Origin of the sequence: Streptomyces sp. NPDC004629, assembly GCF_042873595.1 — a bacterium.
Lineage (GTDB): Bacteria > Actinomycetota > Actinomycetes > Streptomycetales > Streptomycetaceae > Streptomyces.
Genome location: NZ_JBIALO010000013.1, coordinates 167,261 through 183,842, shown reverse-complemented (window position 1 = coordinate 183,842; position 16,582 = coordinate 167,261). Strand labels below are relative to the sequence as shown.

The window sequence follows — 16,582 nt, the reverse complement described above, 5'->3', positions numbered from 1 at the left end:
GCGAGGAGCGGTCCGTCTCGGTCGTCGGGTCCGGAGGGCCGGCGCGGGGTGCGGTCAGGGCAGCCAGTGCCGGCGGCCGATGCCGATCAGCCGGAGCCGGCTGGTCGCGACCCGGGTGACGTGTTCGCGCTCCGCCTCCGACGCGTCCGGCGCCTCCATGGCCTCCAGGAACAGTGAGGCCGTGCTGATCATCTGGTCGACGTAGAGGTGGGCCAGCATCAGCAGGTCGTCGTCGTCCCAGCCCGCGGCCTCCGGATCCTTGGCCAGCTCCGCCTTCACCTCCTGCGCGAACCGCGCCAACTGCTCCCGGATGGCCTCGCGCACCGGCTGCACCCCGCCGTGCCGCTCCCGGGCGAGGAAGCGGATGTGAGCGGGGTGTGTCCGCACATGACCGGAGATCAACTCGACGGCGCGGGCGATGCGTTCGTCGCCGTCGGCCGTGGCGACCGTCATGCGCACCATCGGGTGCAGACTCCCCAGCGCCTCGTCGACGAGGGCCACGCCGAGGTCCGCGATGGAGCGGAAGTGCCGGTAGAAGGCGGTCGGCGCGATCCCGACGGCGCGGGTGACCTCGCGCAGGCCCAGGCTGCTCAGGCTCTGCTCCTCCAGCAGCCCCAACGCCGCGTCCAGGAGCGCCTGCCGGGTCTTCTGCTTCTGGGCCTGCCGGATTCCGAGGGTGTGACTCATGTCATCCAGTTAACAACTGTTCTCCAGGATTGGGAAGGTGTCCGGCGCGCTAGGGTGGGTAGTCAGTGAACAGTTGTAGCCACAACCGTTCACCGAGACCTCACGAGAGCATCTCGGAAGGGGATCACATCCCATGCTGTTCATCGTCGCCGCGCTCCTGCTGCTGGGCGTCCTGATGGGCACCGTCGCCCATGCGCCGCTGCCCCTCACCGCCGTCGCCGGCGCCGCCATCGCCGTCTGGCTCGGTGTCTTCGCCCTCCGCGAGCGCCACGCCCGCCGTCGCGGCCGGTCGGCCGACTGACCCCGACGCACCGCACCCCCACAGTCCACGCCCACAGTCCACCCCCACCGTCTCCGAACCAGCCGACCGTCGGGAGCTGACCACCATGCACCTCACCGCACCGGCCACCCGCCGTCCCGCCACCCGGGACGCCGACGGCATGGCCGTCGCGTCCTTCATCCTGGGCCTGCTCGGCCTCCTCGTCCTCAACCTCGTCCTCGGCCCCATCGCCGTCGCGCTGGCCGGCGTCGCCCTGTGGCGCGGCACCACCCGCCCCGGCCGCGCCGTCCTCGGCCTCACCCTGGGCATCGCCGACCTGCTGGTCCTGGTGGCCTTCATGGAGGCCGACCGCACGGTTTCCTGGAGCTTCTGAGCCGGGCGACCGCCGCCGCGCGCGGGCACGGCCCCGGCTTCACGGGGCGAGCGGCCAGGGACGGGCCGCACCCCGCCGCCCCGACTGGCCGAGATGCAGCCCCACACCCCCCTAGGCTGCCGGAGCAGGCGCCGTAGAATCGGCCTCACCATGGCTTACCTCGACCACGCCGCGACCACTCCGATGCTCCCGCAGGCGGCGGAGACACTGACCGCCCACCTGAGCGTCACCGGCAACGCGTCCTCGCTGCACGCCTCCGGCCGGCAGGCCCGCCGTACGGTCGAGGAGTCCCGGGAAACCCTCGCGGAGGCGCTGGGCGCCCGCCCCAGCGAGGTCGTCTTCACCTCCGGGGGCACCGAGGCCGACAACCTCGCCGTCAAGGGCCTGTACTGGGCCCGCCGTGCCGCCGACCCGGCCCGCACCCGCGTCCTGTCCAGCCCCGTCGAGCACCACGCGGTCCTCGACGCCGTCCACTGGCTCGGCGAACACGAGGGCGCCACCGTCGAATACCTGCCCGTCGACCGGTACGGCCGCGTCCACCCGGACGCCCTGCGCGAGGCCATCGCCCGCAACCCCGACGACGTCGCCCTGGCCACGGTCATGTGGGCCAACAACGAGATCGGCACCGTCCTGCCGGTCCATGAACTGGCGGAGGCGGCGGGCGAGTTCGGCATCCCGCTGCACGCCGACGCGGTGCAGGCGTTCGGTCAGGTTCCGGTCGACTTCGCCGCGTCCGGGCTTGCCGCGCTGACCGTCTCCGGTCACAAGATCGGCGGCCCGTACGGCATCGGGGCCCTGCTCCTAGGCCGTGAGTACACCCCCGTACCCGTCCTGCACGGCGGCGGCCAGGAGCGGCATGTCCGCTCCGGCACCCTCGACGTCCCCGCCGTCGCCTCCTTCGCCGTCGCCGGCCGGGTGGCGGCCGCCCAGCGCGCCTCGTTCGCCCGCGAGATCGGCGCCCTGCGCGACGAACTCGTCGCCGCCGTGCGGTCGGCGGTGCCGGACGCGATCCTCGGCGGCGACCCCGTGGACCGTCTCCCGGCCAACGCCCACTTCACGTTCCCCGGCTGCGAGGGCGATTCCCTGCTGCTCCTGCTGGACGCCCAGGGCATCGAGTGCTCCACCGGCTCCGCCTGCACCGCGGGCGTCGCCCAGCCCAGCCATGTCCTGCTGGCCACGGGCACCGACCCGGACCTGGCCCGCGGCACGCTCCGCTTCTCCCTGGGCCACACCTCGACCCAGGCCGACGTGGAGGCCGTCGCCAAGGCCATCGGTCCCGCGGTCGAACGAGCCCGAGCAGCCGGCCTCACCTGACACCCCCGGCCCCAACGGGGCGTCCCCCAACCGCCGCCCGGCCCCGTCCGCTTCAGACGACCGATCGCGCCGGCACCGTCACCACCAGAACACCGCGGCATTCCACCCTCGCCGTGGTCGTGGTTTCGACGGGCTGGTATGCGTCGTCGCCGTGGTCGTGGTCTCGACGGGTTCGTATGCGTCCTCGCCGTGGTCGCGGTTTTGACGGGCCCGGATGCGTCCTCGCCGTGCTCCTGGTTCTCGACCGATCCGAATACATCCTCGCTCGGTCCTCCTGTCGACCGGCCCAAACCCGCCCGCGCCGTCGCCCTCGGTTCGACCCGCCCGAATACCCCCGCCGTCCCCTTCACGCGGCCTGCCCCCGCGCCGTGTGCCTCATGCGACTGCGCATACGCGCCCCGCGGGCCTCCCTTGCTTCAACGCGCCTTGCTCCTTGTCCTCATTGATGTTTCCCCGGGCCGAACCCGCCTCTGCCGTCGGCCCGCCGAGTCCTCACGCCCCGCCCCGTCGGCGCCCTCGTCGTCGAACGTTCCGCGCCGTCGCCGCTCTCGACCTGCCGGACCGGCCTGCCCCGCCGTCTCCCGCTCTGCCGTCGTTCTGGCCTCCAGCGGGGCCGCGTGTGCCGGCAGGCGTCATGTCGCCGACGTGGTGGACTGCGCGCGGTCGGTCGATGCCTCGCGCACCAGCCGCAGGTACCGGTCCCAGTCCCAGTGCCGCCCCGGGTCCGTGTGGTCCGTGCCGGGTACCTCCACATGCCCGATGATGTGCCCGCGGTCCACGGGTATGCCGTAGCGGGCGCATATCGCGGCCGTGAGCCGCGCGGAGGCCGCGTACATCTCGGCCATGAAGGACGAGGCGTGCTCCACGAACCCTTCGTGCTCGATGCCGACGCTGCGCTCGTTGTACTCCCGGTTCCCCGCGTGGAACGCCACGTCCAGCTCGCGCACCAACTGCGTGACCCGGCCGTCCTTGCGGACGATGTAGTGCGAGGCCGCCCCGTGCCCCGGATCCTGGAAGACCCGCACCGCGCTGCGGTAACCACCCTGCGTCACATGGACCACCACCCGATCGATCCGGTAGTCGGCCGGCCGGTCCGCCCGCCGGTAGTTCGCCGTGGACGCGGCCACCCAGCGCGCGCCCCGGAAGTCCACCGCGCCCGCCACCCGCGGCTTGTCCACCCCCGGAAGGCGCCACCACAGGTGGGACAGCTCCTCACGGGCCAGCACGGCCGTGCCCACCGCCGCCACGGCGCCGCCGACCAGCAGCGCACGCCTGCCCAACTGCCGGTCCCCGTCCCGCTTCGTCTCCCCCATGTGATCGTCAACGGATACTCGCGCGCCCCGGTTCCCGCGTCCCCGTACCCTGGAGGGGCTATGACTGACACCCCGCAGCGCACCCGTCCCCTCCGTGTCCTCGCCGCCATGTCGGGCGGCGTCGACTCCGCCGTGGCCGCCGCCCGCGCGGCCGAGGCGGGCCACGACGTGACCGGCGTCCACCTCGCGCTCTCCGCGAACCCGCAGTCGTTCCGCACCGGCGCCCGGGGCTGCTGCACCATCGAGGACTCACGCGACGCCCGCCGCGCCGCCGACGTCATCGGCATCCCGTTCTACGTCTGGGATCTCGCCGACCGCTTCCGGGAGGACGTGGTCGAGGACTTCGTCGCCGAGTACGAGGCCGGCCGCACCCCCAACCCGTGCCTGCGCTGCAACGAGAAGATCAAGTTCGCCGCGCTCCTGGACAAGGCGCTGGCGCTGGGCTTCGACGCGGTCTGCACCGGCCACTACGCGAAGGTGGTGACGCTCCCCGACGGCACCCGGGAACTGCACCGCGCCTCGGACCTGGCCAAGGACCAGTCGTACGTGCTCGGCGTGCTGGACGACCGGCAGCTGGCCCACGCGATGTTCCCGCTGGGCGACACGGTGACCACGAAGGACGAGATCCGCGCCGAGGCCGAGCGCCGCGGGCTCGCCGTCGCCAGGAAGCCCGACTCGCACGACATCTGCTTCATCGCCGACGGCGACACCCAGGGCTTCCTCGCCCGGCGGCTCGGCCGGGCCGAGGGCGACATCATCGACGAGGCCGGCACCAAGGTGGGCACCCACGACGGCGCGTACGGCTTCACCATCGGCCAGCGCAAGGGGCTGCGCATCGGCACCCCGGCCCCCGACGGCAAGCCCCGCTACGTCCTCGACATCTCCCCGGTGGCCAACACCGTGACCGTCGGCCCGGCCGCCGCCCTGGACGTCACCGCGCTGACCGCGATCAAGCCCCGCTGGTGCGGCGCCGCCCCCGAAGGCCCCGGCGGCTACTCCGCGCAACTGCGCGCGCACGGCGACGAGACCGAGGTGACCGCCGAACTGGTGGACGGCGCCCTGGAGGTGTCGTTCGCGGCACCGGTCCGCGGCGTCGCCCCGGGCCAGGCGATCGTCCTGTACGACGGCACGCGCGTGGTGGGCTCGGCGACCATCGCCTCGACCACGCGCGCGACGGCCGCAGCGATCTGAGCAGGCGCCCCGAAGGGGCGCGGGGAACTGGGCGACCAGCCACGACGGCGCCGCAGCCGAGGACGGCGGTCCGGCGGTTGTGCCAAGGGCACCGGGGCCAGCGCCCCGAAGGGGCGCGGGGCTCTATCGATATGCGGCTCCGCCGCGCGGGCGCGACCAGCCACGATCGGCGCCGCAGCCGACTGACGGCACAGCGCGGCACAGACCGGCGCCGTCGGCCCGCGCGGAGCGCCCCGCTCAGGCGGCGAAGAACCCGGCCAGGACCGGGGCGAGGACGTCCGGGTCGACCATGTGGGTCTGGTCCGCCAGGGTGCGGAACGCGCCCAGGGGAGCCGCCTCCGCGACCTCAGCCGCCGACGTCCGCAGCCACTCGGGGCTCGCCCCGCCCGCCACGGCCAGCACCGGCACGGCGATCGACGCGATCCGCTCCCGCGGCAGCACACCGCCGCTCAGCACGGCGTCGTCATAGGCCAGGGTCGGCGCGATCGCCTCCATGTCGGCCCACATCGGGGACTGCCGGGCACCCTGGATCATCTGCTCGGCCAGCCCGGTGAGCCGCAGGAACAACTCGACCGCGTCCTCGCGCCGCCCTCGGGCCAGCGCCTCGGTGAGCCGCTCGGTGTACTCGGCGCGCTCCTTCTCACCGCCGGGCTGCGCGAACGGCGGCTCGTACACGGCGACCCGAGGAACCGGCAGGCCGCTCGCCGCCGCCTCCAGCGCCAGCGCACCGCCCGACGAGACGCCGTACAGCGCCGCCCGGCCGCCCACCGCGTCGATCAGCGCCGCCAGGTCCTCGACCTCACGGGCGACGGCGTACGGCGCCGTGTCACCGCTCGCGCCGCGGCCCCGGCGGTCGTACACGACGACGGTGAACCGGTCCGCGAGCCGCTTGGCCAGCGGGGCCAGCGTGCCGCCCGTCGACATCGCGCCGCTCACCAGGACGACGGCAGGGCCCGCTCCCGAGCGTCCGTACGCGATGGGCGTGCCGTCAGGCGAAATGATCTGCTTGTCCATGCCTGTGCAGACTGCCATCCGGCACGCGCGTCATCGGTCCGACACTTCGGTCACGCCACTTCAGCGGGCGACACTTCCACTTCGTAGAAGCACAGGTGGTCCTTGATCCGGGCCACGTCGTCCTTGGGCTGCGGATAGCCCCAGACGAGGTCCGGCGCGTCCGGCAGCGACCAGTAGGACGCCGTGCCCTTGAAGGGGCAGTAGGTGTGGGTGTCGGAGGGGGTGAGGAGGTCGAGGCGCACGTCCTCGGCCGGGATGTAGTACCGCACCGGGCAACCGGTCTCGCGCAGCAGCAGGGGGCGGTCGGTCTCGGCGAGCACCTGGTCCCCGTGCACCACGCGCACGTGCTGCCCGCCCTGTTCGATGGTGATGGTGTGTCCTTCGGCCATATCCGAACAGCACCCGTCGGCCCCGACTTCTTCCCGCGTACGGTGGGGCCCATGAACATCTGCGTCTTCCTGTCCGCCGCCGACCTCGACGACCGCTACACGCGCCCCGCGCGCGACTTCGCGACCCTGATTGGGAAGGGCGGCCACACGCTGGTGTGGGGCGGCTCCGACGTCGGTCTGATGAAGGTCGTCGCGGACGGCGTGCAGGAGGCGGGCGGCAGGCTGCTCGGCGTCTCCGTGGAGTTCCTTTCGGCGAAGGCGCGGCGCGACACGGACCACATGGTGATCGCCAAGGACCTCGCCGAGCGCAAGCGGCTGCTGCTGGAGAAGGCCGACGCCGTGGTGATCATGGTGGGCGGCACCGGGACGCTCGACGAGGCCACCGAGATCCTGGAGCTGAAGAAACACGGGCACACCGACAAGCCGGTCGTGCTGCTCAACACCGCGGGCTTCTACGACGGCCTCAAGGAGCAGTTCCGCCGCATGGAGACCGAGGGTTTCCTGCCCCGCCCGCTGAGCGACCTGGTGTTCTTCGCCCAGGAGCCGGTCGGGGCGATGGCATACCTGGAGGAGAGCCGCGGCATCGAGTGACACCTCGCTGATGCGACCATGGCCCGCATGGCTACTCATGTGATCACCGGGACGGGCTCCGGCATCGGCGCGGCCGTGGCGCGCCGCCTCCAGGCGCGCGGGGACGAACTCGTCCTGCACGCGCGTGACGCGGGCCGCGCGAAGGACCTCGCCGCGGAGTTCCCCGGGGCGCGCACGCTCGTGGGTGACCTCGCGGACCCGGACCGGCTGTCCTGGGCCTTCTCGCACCAGACGCTCCCGGACCGGGTGGACTCGCTGCTGCACATCGCGGGCGTGGTCGACCTCGGCGCGGTGGACGAGCTGACCCCCAAGTCCTGGCGGCACCAGCTCGACGTCAACCTGATCGCCCCCGCGGAGCTGACCCGTCACTTCCTGCCCCAGCTGCGGGTCGCCCGCGGGCATGTGGTCTTCGTGAACTCGGGGGCGGGCCTGAGCGCCCACGCCGGCTGGTCCGCGTACGCCGCCTCCAAGCACGGCCTGAAGGCGCTCGCCGACTCCCTGCGCGAGGAGGAGCACGGCAACGGGGTCCGGGTCACCTCCGTCTACCCCGGGCGCACCGCCAGCCCCATGCAGGCCAAGGTCCACCAGCAGGAGGGCAAGGAGTACGACCCGGCCCGCTGGATCGACCCCGAGTCCGTCGCGACGACGATCCTGGCGTCCCTGGACCTACCACGCGACGCGGAAATCAACGACGTGACAATCCGCCCGGGCCGCTGAGCGCTCCACTGGATGCGCCGAGCCGTGCGACGCGGACCGTGCCGGATCACTCCCGCCCCGGAAACTGAAAGGGGGTGGCCGTAGCCGAGGTGCGCTGCTTCGGGGGCCGGTGGGGCCTTCCCGTGGGGGTGCTTCTCGGTGGGGCGAGTCGGGGGATGGGTGGGCGAGGAAGGGCGGCCCGAAGCGGAGCGCTTACGCTTCCGGGGTGAGTGAGAACGAGTTCAGGTTCCCGGGAGCCACCGGTGTCGGGTCCATGCCCGGCGAGGACGCACGGGAGGCGGCCAAGACCGTCACAGGCAGCTTCGAGGACTTCCCGCATCTGCCCGAGCTGCCCGCCCGCGGACCCGGCGCCGACATGATCGGGCGGACCGCGGGGATGCTCGTCGAGCTGTACGCGCGCGTGGAGCCCAGCGGCTGGCGCCTCGCCGACCGTCCGGGCCGGGACACCAGGCGGGCGCGGTCCTGGCTGGGGGAGGACCTCGACGCGCTGGAGGAGTTCACCCAGGGCCACGAGGGCGACCTCAAGGTGCAGGTGGTCGGCCCGTGGACACTGGCCGCCGCCCTGGAGCTGAGGAACGGCGAGTCCGCCCTCTCCGACCCCGGCGCCTGCCGTGACCTCGCCGCCTCGCTCGCCGAGGGCCTGCGCCTGCACCTCGCCGAGGTACGGCGCCGCGTCCCCGGCGCCCGGCTCGTGCTCCAGCTCGACGAGCCCTCCCTCACCGCCGTACTGCGCGGACAGGTCCGCACCGCCAGCGGCTACCGCACCCACAGGGCCGTGGACCGGCAGATCGTGGAGGCCACCCTGCGGGACGTCGTCGCTACGCACAGCGGCGACCCCGTCGTCGTCCACTCCTGCGCACCCGACGTCCCGTTCGCACTGCTGCGCCGCGCCGGTGCCGCCGCCGTCTCGTTCGACTTCGCACTCCTCACCGAGCGTGACGACGAGGCGATCGGGGAAGCCGTGGAGGGCGGCACGCGGCTGTTCGCCGGTGTCGTGCCGTCCACGGACGGCCCATTGTCAGACCCTGCCGGTAGCGTCGTGGGTGTCAGGACGCTGTGGCGCAGGCTGGGGCTGCACCCGGGGCTTCTCGCGGACGCGGTCACCCTCACCCCGTCGTGCGGTCTCGCGGGCGCTTCCCCCGCGTACGCCCGCGCGGCGCTCGCCCACTGCGTCCGGGCGGCGAGATCCCTCGCGGACAACCCAGAGTAACGGGAGGACGATACGGTGGCCGGCGACAAGCAAGCGGAGACGACGGTGCCCGCCGAGGCACGCGACAAGCACGCGCGGCTCGCTGAGCAGATCGAGGAGCACCGCTTCCGGTACTACGTGAAGGACGCTCCCGTCATCAGCGACGCGGAGTTCGACAAGCTCCTGCGCTCCCTGGAGGCGTTGGAGGAGGAGTATCCGGAGTTGCGCACGCCCGACTCGCCGACCCAGAAGGTCGCCGGGGCGTACGCGACGGAGTTCACCGCGGTCGAGCACCGCGAGCGCATGCTCTCCCTCGACAACACCTTCAACGACGAGGAACTCGCCGCCTGGGCCGACCGTATCCACCGCGAACTCGGCGACCAGGAGTACCACTTCCTGTGCGAACTGAAGGTCGACGGCCTCGCGGTGAACCTCACCTACGAGCGCGGCCGGCTCACCCGCGCGGCGACCCGCGGCGACGGCCGCACCGGCGAGGACATCACGCCCAACGTCCGTACGATCGCCGAGATCCCCGACCGGCTGCACGGCGAGCGCGTCCCCGACGTGGTGGAGATCCGCGGCGAGGTCTACTTCCCGATGGAGAAGTTCCTGGAGCTGAACGAACGACTGGTCGCGGCCGGTGACAAGCCGTTCGCCAACCCGCGCAACGCGGCCGCCGGTTCACTGCGGCAGAAGGACCCGCGCGTCACCGCCACCCGGCCCCTGCACATGGTCGTCCACGGCATCGGCGCCCTGGAGGGCTACTCGGGCTTCACCCGCCTCTCCCAGGCCTACGATCTGCTCAAGGGCTGGGGCCTGCCCACCTCCCCGCACAACCGGGTGGTGGACGGCCTCGACGGCGTGCGGGAGTTCATCGCCCACTACGGCGAGCACCGCCACTCCGTGGAGCACGAGATCGACGGCGTGGTCGTCAAGCTGGACGAGATCCGCCTCCAGGGCCGCCTCGGCTCCACCGCCCGCGCCCCGCGCTGGGCGATCGCGTACAAGTACGCGCCGGAGGAGGTCAACACCAAGCTCATCGACATCAAGGTGGGCGTCGGCCGCACCGGCCGGGTCACGCCGTACGCCCAGGTCGAACCGGTCACGGTCGCCGGCTCCGAGGTCGAGTTCGCCACCCTGCACAACCAGGACGTGGTCAAGGCCAAGGGCGTCCTCATCGGTGACACCGTGGTGATCCGCAAGGCCGGTGACGTCATCCCGGAGATCCTCGGCCCGGTCGTCGACCTGCGCGACGGCACCGAGCGGGAGTTCGTGATGCCCGCCGAGTGCCCGGAATGCGGGACGCCGCTGCGGGCCATGAAGGAGGGCGACATCGACCTGCGCTGCCCCAACGCGCGCGCGTGCCCTGCCCAGTTGCGGGAGCGCGTCTCCTATCTCGCCGGCCGGGAGTGTCTGGACATCGAGCACTTCGGCGAGGTGGCCGCGGCGGCGCTGACCCGGCCGCTGGAGCCGGCCGAACCGCCGCTGAGCGACGAGGGCGACCTGTTCGACCTCACGGTGGACAAGCTGCTGCCCATCAAGGCGTACGTCCTCGACCCGGACAGCGGACTGCCCAAGCGGGACCCCAAGACGGGCCAGGAGAAGGTCGTCACGGTCTTCGCGAACCAGAAGGGCGAACCGAAGAAGAACACCCTCGCGCTGCTGGAGAACATCGAGGCGGCCAAGCAGCGTCCGCTCGCCCGCTTCCTGAACGGGCTCTCCATCCGCCACGTGGGACCGGTCGCCGCCCAGGCGCTCGCCCGCGAGTTCCGTTCCGTCGACCGCATCGAGCAGGCCACCGAGGAGGAACTGGCGGGCATCGACGGCGTCGGCCCGATCATCGCCGCCGCGCTCAAGGAGTGGTTCGCCGAGGACTGGCACCGCGAGATCGTCCGCAAGTGGAAGGCGGCCGGAGTCCCCCTGGAGGACGAGTCGTCGGGCGAGGAGGAGGGCCCGCGCCCGCTGGAAGGGCTCACCGTCGTCGTGACCGGCACCCTGGAGAACTTCACCCGCGACGGCGCCAAGGACGCGTTGCAGAGCCGCGGCGCGAAGGTGACCGGATCGGTGTCGAAGAAGACCTCGTTCGTCGTCGCGGGTGACAACCCGGGATCGAAGTACGACAAGGCCATGCAACTCAAGGTGCCGGTGCTGAACGAGGACGGCTTCGGTGTCCTGCTGGCCCAGGGGCCCGAGGCGGCGGCCGAAGTCGCCCTTCCGACCGGCGAGTAGCGGTTGAAGACCACCCGATCGGCGCATACCAGATGCATACGGGAGGCCGGGGCGCATTCGGGCAACCGTCGACGACCGCTGCCCGTGAAAGCCTTCCGCGGCCTACTGTTGGGATGTGCGCCTGCCGTGCCCAGCTGCGGTCGGGGCATCCCCGTGTGCCCGAAGAGCACGGGGAAGGAATGTTCCAACGCGGAGCCGTCGACGGACGTCGGGCGTCGGGCCGCGTGGCGTGGGCACCGCCGGCTGTGAGAGGGACGGGAATGGAACCGACCGAGAGCGCCGCCCCGGACGCGTGGCTGCGCCTGCGCCGCAGAGCGGTCGCATGGCGGGAGAGCCGGTGGCCGGGCCGGACCGCGCAGCGCGCGGGCGCCGACGGACGCGCCGCCGCCGCGCGCTCGGCGTCCCGGACACGCCCCGTTCCCCTGGTCGTCCAGGGCGCCCCGGTGCCGGCCGGCACCGACCACGCCCAGCCGGCCTGGCCCGCGCTGCCCGCCGCCGTCGTCGCGGCGGCCGGGTTCGCGCTGGGCGCCGGGTTCTACCGGGCGTTCACCGACAACCACGCCCTCTTCCCGTCCGGCACCGTCGGCTGGTCGCTCGCGATGCTCACCGGCATCATCGTCGGCCACCTCGTCATGCTCGGCCGGGCCCGCTGGTGGGGCGGCACCGGCTCCGGCGCCGCGCTCACCCTCGCCGTCCTGCTGCTCTACGGCTGGGTGCCCGCCGGCATGGTCAGCCTCACCGTCGTCGTCCTGGTCGGCATCGCCCGCAGGCACCGCTGGCGGCAGGGCGTGCTGCACGGCGCGGTGGACATCCTCGGCATCGGCGCCGCCGCCCTGCTACTTGGCTCCTTCGGCCGCGTACCGACCGTCGAGGACCCCTGGAACCCCGAGCACTGGAACGTCACCACCGTCCCCGAGGTCGTGCTGGTCGCCGCGGCCTACCTCGCCGTCACCCGCATCCTGCTGTGGTACCTGAGCGCGCCCCGCGGCGGCGGCCTGCCCACCGTCGCCCGCACCGCCCTGGTCAGACAGGGCCTCGTCGCGGTCGCGCTGCTCGGCATCGCCCCGCTGATCTGCGTCGTGGCGGTCGCCCATCCGGTGCTGCTCCCGCTGTTCGCCATCCCGCTGGTCGCCCTCGACTCCACCCTGTGGATCGCCCGGGCCCGGGCCGAGGAACAACTGCGCGACCCGCTGACCGGACTGCCCAACCGGCAGTGGCTGCTGGAACGTATCTGGACGGCCCTCGACGACGCCGAACGCATCGGCGCCCGGTCCGCGCTCATGCTGATCGACCTCGACCGGTTCCGCTCCGTGAACGACACCCTCGGGCATCTCGCCGGGGACCGGCTGCTGCTCCAGATCGCCGACCGGCTGCGCCTCGCGCTGCCGCGCGGCGCGGAGGCCGCGCGCCTCGGCGGCGACGAGTTCGCCGTGTTACTGCCGGTCGCCGACTCCACGACGTCCGCCACCCGGGTCGCCCGCAATCTGGTCACCGTGCTCAGCTCGCCGCTCGACCTCGACGGGCTCACCCTCGTCCTGGAGGCCAGCGCGGGCGTCGCCGTCTTCCCGGACCACGCGCTCGACGCCGAGGGCATGCTGCGCCGCGCGGACGTGGCGATGTACCAGGCGAAGCGGGACCGCACGGGCGTCGAGGCGTACGAGTCGAAGCGGGACTCCAACACCCCGGACCGGCTCGGACTGCTGGGCGATCTGCGCCGGGCGCTGGAGGCGCACGAGGTGCAACTGCACTACCAGCCCAAGGTCCGCTTCGACGGGCAGGTCGCCGGCCTGGAGGCGCTGGTGCGCTGGGTGCACCCCGAGCGCGGGAAGGTGCCACCGGACGAGTTCATCGCGATCGCCGAGTCCTCGGGGCTGATGCCCCATCTGACCGAGTACGTGCTGGAGACCGCGCTCGGGCAGGTCGCCAAGTGGCGGGCCCAGGGGCTGCGGGTGCCGGTGGCCGTGAACGTCTCCCCGCGCGATGTCCACACGCCCGGCTTCGCGGGTTCCGTCGCCGCCCGACTGGCCCGGCACGGAGTACCCGCGGGAGCGCTCCAGCTGGAGATAACCGAGCATGTGCTGCTGGAGGACCCGCAGCGGGCCGCCGACACCCTCGCCGGGCTCACCGGGCACGGCGTGAAGATGTCCCTGGACGACTTCGGAACCGGCTACTCCTCGCTGGTGCACCTGCGCCGGCTGCCGGTGAGCGAGCTGAAGATCGACCGGTCCTTCGTGGCCCGGCTGGCGGTGGACAACGAGGACGCCGAGATCGTGCGCTGCACCGTCGACCTGGCGCATTCGCTGGGGCTTCTGGTCGTCGCCGAGGGCGTGGAGGACGACGAGACCTGGGAGCGGCTGCGGGACCTCGGCTGCGACGCCGTACAGGGGTGGCTGGTGGCCGCGGCGATGCCGCCCGAGGAGACGACGGCATGGCTGCTGGCGCGGGGTTCCCGTGGCTGGCAACGGCCGCGTGCCGCGTTGCCCGCCGCCGAATGACCCCGCCCGCCGGGCTTCGTACCGCCTCCCGGGCGCTGTCGGCGACGCCCGGCGGCCGCGCGCGCCGGGGTGATCCGCAGCCGGGCTGCTGCCCATACGGCTCCGGCTGCTGCGGCGCCGCGCCGTTCTTCGTCGGCCGGTCGTGGTACCACCGTCACCAAGGGGTTCTGGGATGTCGCTGTTCGTTCCGAGGTTCGAGGAGTCCGTGATCGTCCGGGAGGCCGAGGCGGAGGTCGTCGGCCGTGCGCCCACCACCGTGCGCCTGCTGGCCGACAGCAGCCGGACCGGCGGCGCCCTGTCCACCCAGCGGGTCACCCTCACGGCGGGCGCCGACGGCGCCAAACCGCACTGGCACGACAACTCCGCCGAGCTGTTCTTCCTGCTCGACGGCGCCGCCGACATCCTCTCCGGCGAGGACGTCGTCACCGCCGGCCGCGGTGACCTCGTCGTCGTACCGCCCGGCAAGCCACACGCCTTCGCCGCCGTACCCGGCGCCGACGCCGACCTGCTGATCGTCATCACCCCTGGCGTGGAGCGCTTCGAGTACTTCCGCCACCTGCGGCGCATCGCCGTCGGCGAGGCCACCCCGGAGAGCCTGCTGGAGGTCCAGGAGCTGTACGACAACCACTTCCTCACCAGCGAGGTCTGGGAGGCGAGGCGGCGCTGACGGCCGCCCACGGCAAACCGTTTCACGGGTACCGGGGCCCGCCCCATAGGATTGGCCCCAAACCACACACACTCACCCCAGAGGATCGCTGCATGCCTGGCATCACGCGCGAGGAGGTCGCCCACCTCGCCCGGCTGGCGCGTCTGGAGCTGAAGCCCGAAGAACTCGACCACTTCGCGGGCCAGCTCGACGACATCATCGGCGCGGTCGCCCGCGTCAGCGAGGTCGCCGACCAAGACGTACCGCCGACCTCGCACCCGCTCCCGCTGACCAACGTCATGCGCGCGGACGAGGTCCGTCCCTCGCTCACCCCCGCGCAGGCGCTCTCCAGCGCCCCCGCCCAGGAGCAGCAGCGTTTCAAGGTGCCGCAGATCCTGGGGGAGGACTGACCATGACGGACATCATCAAGCTCACGGCCGCCGAGACCGCCGCGAAGATCGCCTCCGGCGAGCTGACGGCCGTCGAGGTCACCGAGGCCCATCTCGCCCGCATCGAAGCCGTCGACGAGAAGGTGCACGCCTTCCTGCACGTCGACCGCGAGGGCGCGCTCGCCCAGGCCCGCGCCGTCGACGACAAGCGCGAGCGCGGCGAGGAACTGGGCCCGCTGGCCGGTGTCCCCCTCGCCCTCAAGGACATCTTCACCACCGAGGGCGTCCCCACGACCGTCGGCTCGAAGATCCTCGAAGGCTGGATCCCGCCGTACGACGCGACGCTCACCCGGCGGCTGAAGGCCGCCGACGTCGTGATCCTCGGCAAGACCAACATGGACGAGTTCGCCATGGGGTCCTCGACGGAGAACAGCGCCTACGGGCCCACCGGCAACCCTTGGGACCTCACCAGGATCCCCGGCGGCTCCGGCGGCGGCTCCAGTGCCGCGCTGGCCTCCTTCCAGGCGCCGCTCGCCATCGGCACCGACACCGGCGGCTCCATCCGCCAGCCGGCCGCCGTCACCGGCACCGTCGGCGTGAAGCCGACGTACGGCGCCGTCTCCCGCTACGGCATGGTGGCCTTCTCGTCGTCCCTGGACCAGGGCGGCCCCTGCGCCCGCACGGTCCTGGACGCGGCCCTGCTGCACGAGGTCATCGCCGGACACGACCCGATGGACTCCACCTCCGTCGACGCCCCCGTCCCGCCGGTCGTCGAGGCCGCCCGCAACGGCTCGGTGCGGGGCATGCGCATCGGTGTGGTCAAGCAGTTCCGCGGCGAGGGCTATCAGGCCGGTGTCATCCAGCGCTTCGACGAGGCCGTGGAGCTGCTGAAGGAGTTGGGCGCCGAGATCGTCGAACTGGACTGCCCGTCCTTCGACCTCGCCCTGTCGGCGTACTACCTGATCGCGCCGTCCGAGTGCTCCTCCAACCTGGCGCGCTTCGACGGGCTGCGCTACGGCCTCAGGGTCGGCGACGACGGCGGCCACTCCGCCGAAGAGGTCACCTCCCTCACCCGGGAGGCGGGTTTCGGCCCCGAGGTCAAGCGCCGCATCATGCTCGGCACATACGCCCTGTCGAGCGGCTACTACGACGCGTACTACGGCTCCGCGCAGAAGGTCCGCACCCTGATCACGCGCGACTTCGAGAGGGCCTTCGCGCAGGTGGAGGCGATCGTCTCGCCGACCACCCCGACCACGGCCTTCGAGATCGGCGAGCGCGCCGACGACCCGATGGCCATGTACCTCGCCGACCTGTGCACCATTCCGACCAACCTGGCGGGCAACGCGGCCATGTCGCTGCCCTGCGGTCTCGCCCCGGAGGACAACCTCCCCGTGGGCCTGCAGATCATCGCCCCGGCGATGAAGGACGACCGGCTGTACAAGGTCGGCGCCGCCGTCGAGGCCGCCTTCGTGGAAAAGTGGGGGCATCCGCTGCTGGAGGAGGCTCCGTCGCTGTGAGCAAGGCACTGTCCAAGGCCAAGGGCTTCAAGAAGTCGAAGTCCGGTACGTACCTGTCCATGGCCACCACCGCGTTCGGCGCGGTCGGCGTCGCCAAGCAGATCAAGAAGGCCCGCGCCGAACACGACACGCTGCGCATGATCGACGCCACCGTGTCCGCCGTCGCCATCGTCACCGGCCTCGCCCTGCTCTACCGCGAGCTGAAGCGGCTGGGCGACGACGACGTCCTCCTGGGCTGAGAGGGAAGT

17 protein-coding genes are annotated in these 16,582 nt (G+C 72.4%); 13 read left to right on the top strand and 4 right to left on the bottom strand.

Features of this window, described 5'->3' with window-relative positions:
- Window positions 1–54 precede the first annotated feature (54 nt).
- On the bottom strand, window positions 55–687 hold the full coding sequence (locus ACFYTE_RS21720) for a TetR family transcriptional regulator (RefSeq protein WP_388712680.1): 633 nt from the start codon (window positions 685–687) through the stop codon (window positions 55–57).
- 133 nt (window positions 688–820) lie between these two features.
- Between ACFYTE_RS21720 and ACFYTE_RS21715 the strand changes: the two genes are divergently transcribed.
- The 3 genes from ACFYTE_RS21715 (at window position 821) to ACFYTE_RS21705 (ending at window position 2,654) form a co-directional block, all read left to right on the top strand.
- Entirely contained in the window at window positions 821–988 is a 168-nt protein-coding gene (locus ACFYTE_RS21715) for a hypothetical protein (RefSeq protein WP_388712677.1), read from the top strand.
- Window positions 989–1,073: 85 nt separating this feature from the next.
- Window positions 1,074–1,340 (top strand): DUF4190 domain-containing protein, encoded by a 267-nt coding sequence (locus ACFYTE_RS21710; protein ID WP_388712674.1) that lies wholly within the window; start codon window positions 1,074–1,076, stop codon window positions 1,338–1,340.
- A 150-nt stretch (window positions 1,341–1,490) separates the two neighbouring features.
- Window positions 1,491–2,654, top strand: a complete 1,164-nt coding sequence (locus ACFYTE_RS21705) for a cysteine desulfurase family protein (RefSeq protein WP_388712671.1) — start codon at window positions 1,491–1,493, stop codon at window positions 2,652–2,654.
- Between the two features lie 632 nt (window positions 2,655–3,286).
- Here the strand turns inward: ACFYTE_RS21705 and ACFYTE_RS21700 are convergent.
- Window positions 3,287–3,967, bottom strand: a complete 681-nt coding sequence (locus tag ACFYTE_RS21700; RefSeq protein WP_388712668.1) for an N-acetylmuramoyl-L-alanine amidase — start codon at window positions 3,965–3,967, stop codon at window positions 3,287–3,289.
- Between the two features lie 60 nt (window positions 3,968–4,027).
- Between ACFYTE_RS21700 and mnmA the strand changes: the two genes are divergently transcribed.
- Entirely contained in the window at window positions 4,028–5,158 is a 1,131-nt protein-coding gene (gene mnmA / locus ACFYTE_RS21695; protein WP_388712665.1) for a tRNA 2-thiouridine(34) synthase MnmA, read from the top strand.
- A gap of 237 nt (window positions 5,159–5,395) precedes the next feature.
- Here the strand turns inward: mnmA and ACFYTE_RS21690 are convergent, their stop codons facing one another.
- A complete protein-coding gene (locus ACFYTE_RS21690) occupies window positions 5,396–6,172 on the bottom strand; it encodes an alpha/beta fold hydrolase (RefSeq protein ID WP_388712661.1) in 777 nt (258 codons plus the stop codon).
- Window positions 6,173–6,222: 50 nt separating this feature from the next.
- Window positions 6,223–6,561 carry a DUF427 domain-containing protein gene (locus ACFYTE_RS21685; protein ID WP_388712658.1) on the bottom strand — a complete coding sequence of 113 codons (339 nt, stop codon included), beginning with the start codon at window positions 6,559–6,561 and terminating at the stop codon, window positions 6,223–6,225.
- Between the two features lie 51 nt (window positions 6,562–6,612).
- On the opposite strand from ACFYTE_RS21685, the gene ACFYTE_RS21680 reads away from it, so the two are divergent.
- From ACFYTE_RS21680 to ACFYTE_RS21640, 9 genes are all read left to right on the top strand, one after another.
- Window positions 6,613–7,152: a TIGR00730 family Rossman fold protein gene (locus tag ACFYTE_RS21680; protein ID WP_388712655.1), complete on the top strand. Its 540-nt coding sequence runs from the start codon at window positions 6,613–6,615 to the stop codon at window positions 7,150–7,152.
- An 18-nt stretch (window positions 7,153–7,170) separates the two neighbouring features.
- A complete protein-coding gene (locus ACFYTE_RS21675; protein WP_388712652.1) occupies window positions 7,171–7,869 on the top strand; it encodes an SDR family oxidoreductase in 699 nt (232 codons plus the stop codon).
- Between the two features lie 205 nt (window positions 7,870–8,074).
- Entirely contained in the window at window positions 8,075–9,079 is a 1,005-nt protein-coding gene (locus ACFYTE_RS21670) for a methionine synthase (protein WP_388712649.1), read from the top strand.
- Window positions 9,080–9,094: 15 nt separating this feature from the next.
- Window positions 9,095–11,287 (top strand): NAD-dependent DNA ligase LigA, encoded by a 2,193-nt coding sequence (ligA, locus tag ACFYTE_RS21665; protein WP_388712646.1) that lies wholly within the window; start codon window positions 9,095–9,097, stop codon window positions 11,285–11,287.
- A gap of 260 nt (window positions 11,288–11,547) precedes the next feature.
- Window positions 11,548–13,782 carry a putative bifunctional diguanylate cyclase/phosphodiesterase gene (locus ACFYTE_RS21660; protein WP_388712643.1) on the top strand — a complete coding sequence of 745 codons (2,235 nt, stop codon included), beginning with the start codon at window positions 11,548–11,550 and terminating at the stop codon, window positions 13,780–13,782.
- Between the two features lie 172 nt (window positions 13,783–13,954).
- A complete protein-coding gene (locus ACFYTE_RS21655) occupies window positions 13,955–14,449 on the top strand; it encodes a cupin domain-containing protein (RefSeq protein ID WP_388712640.1) in 495 nt (164 codons plus the stop codon).
- A 92-nt stretch (window positions 14,450–14,541) separates the two neighbouring features.
- Window positions 14,542–14,838, top strand: coding sequence for an Asp-tRNA(Asn)/Glu-tRNA(Gln) amidotransferase subunit GatC (gene gatC, locus ACFYTE_RS21650; RefSeq protein ID WP_351738126.1), 297 nt, complete (start codon window positions 14,542–14,544; stop codon window positions 14,836–14,838).
- A 2-nt stretch (window positions 14,839–14,840) separates the two neighbouring features.
- On the top strand, window positions 14,841–16,334 hold the full coding sequence (gatA, locus tag ACFYTE_RS21645) for an Asp-tRNA(Asn)/Glu-tRNA(Gln) amidotransferase subunit GatA (RefSeq protein WP_388712637.1): 1,494 nt from the start codon (window positions 14,841–14,843) through the stop codon (window positions 16,332–16,334).
- Window positions 16,331–16,573, top strand: coding sequence for a hypothetical protein (locus ACFYTE_RS21640; protein WP_388712634.1), 243 nt, complete (start codon window positions 16,331–16,333; stop codon window positions 16,571–16,573). The genes gatA and ACFYTE_RS21640 overlap by 4 nt, the downstream gene beginning before the upstream one ends.
- Window positions 16,574–16,582 lie beyond the last annotated feature (9 nt).

Coding starts and splice junctions, on each gene's coding strand:
- ACFYTE_RS21720 (WP_388712680.1), bottom strand. CDS start 687: ATGAGTCACACCCTCGGAATCCGGCAGGCCCAGAAGCAGAAGACCCGG.
- ACFYTE_RS21715 (WP_388712677.1), top strand. CDS start 821: ATGCTGTTCATCGTCGCCGCGCTCCTGCTGCTGGGCGTCCTGATGGGC.
- ACFYTE_RS21710 (WP_388712674.1), top strand. CDS start 1,074: ATGCACCTCACCGCACCGGCCACCCGCCGTCCCGCCACCCGGGACGCC.
- ACFYTE_RS21705 (WP_388712671.1), top strand. CDS start 1,491: ATGGCTTACCTCGACCACGCCGCGACCACTCCGATGCTCCCGCAGGCG.
- ACFYTE_RS21700 (WP_388712668.1), bottom strand. CDS start 3,967: ATGGGGGAGACGAAGCGGGACGGGGACCGGCAGTTGGGCAGGCGTGCG.
- mnmA (WP_388712665.1), top strand. CDS start 4,028: ATGACTGACACCCCGCAGCGCACCCGTCCCCTCCGTGTCCTCGCCGCC.
- ACFYTE_RS21690 (WP_388712661.1), bottom strand. CDS start 6,172: ATGGACAAGCAGATCATTTCGCCTGACGGCACGCCCATCGCGTACGGA.
- ACFYTE_RS21685 (WP_388712658.1), bottom strand. CDS start 6,561: ATGGCCGAAGGACACACCATCACCATCGAACAGGGCGGGCAGCACGTG.
- ACFYTE_RS21680 (WP_388712655.1), top strand. CDS start 6,613: ATGAACATCTGCGTCTTCCTGTCCGCCGCCGACCTCGACGACCGCTAC.
- ACFYTE_RS21675 (WP_388712652.1), top strand. CDS start 7,171: ATGGCCCGCATGGCTACTCATGTGATCACCGGGACGGGCTCCGGCATC.
- ACFYTE_RS21660 (WP_388712643.1), top strand. CDS start 11,548: ATGGAACCGACCGAGAGCGCCGCCCCGGACGCGTGGCTGCGCCTGCGC.
- ACFYTE_RS21655 (WP_388712640.1), top strand. CDS start 13,955: ATGTCGCTGTTCGTTCCGAGGTTCGAGGAGTCCGTGATCGTCCGGGAG.
- gatC (WP_351738126.1), top strand. CDS start 14,542: ATGCCTGGCATCACGCGCGAGGAGGTCGCCCACCTCGCCCGGCTGGCG.
- gatA (WP_388712637.1), top strand. CDS start 14,841: ATGACGGACATCATCAAGCTCACGGCCGCCGAGACCGCCGCGAAGATC.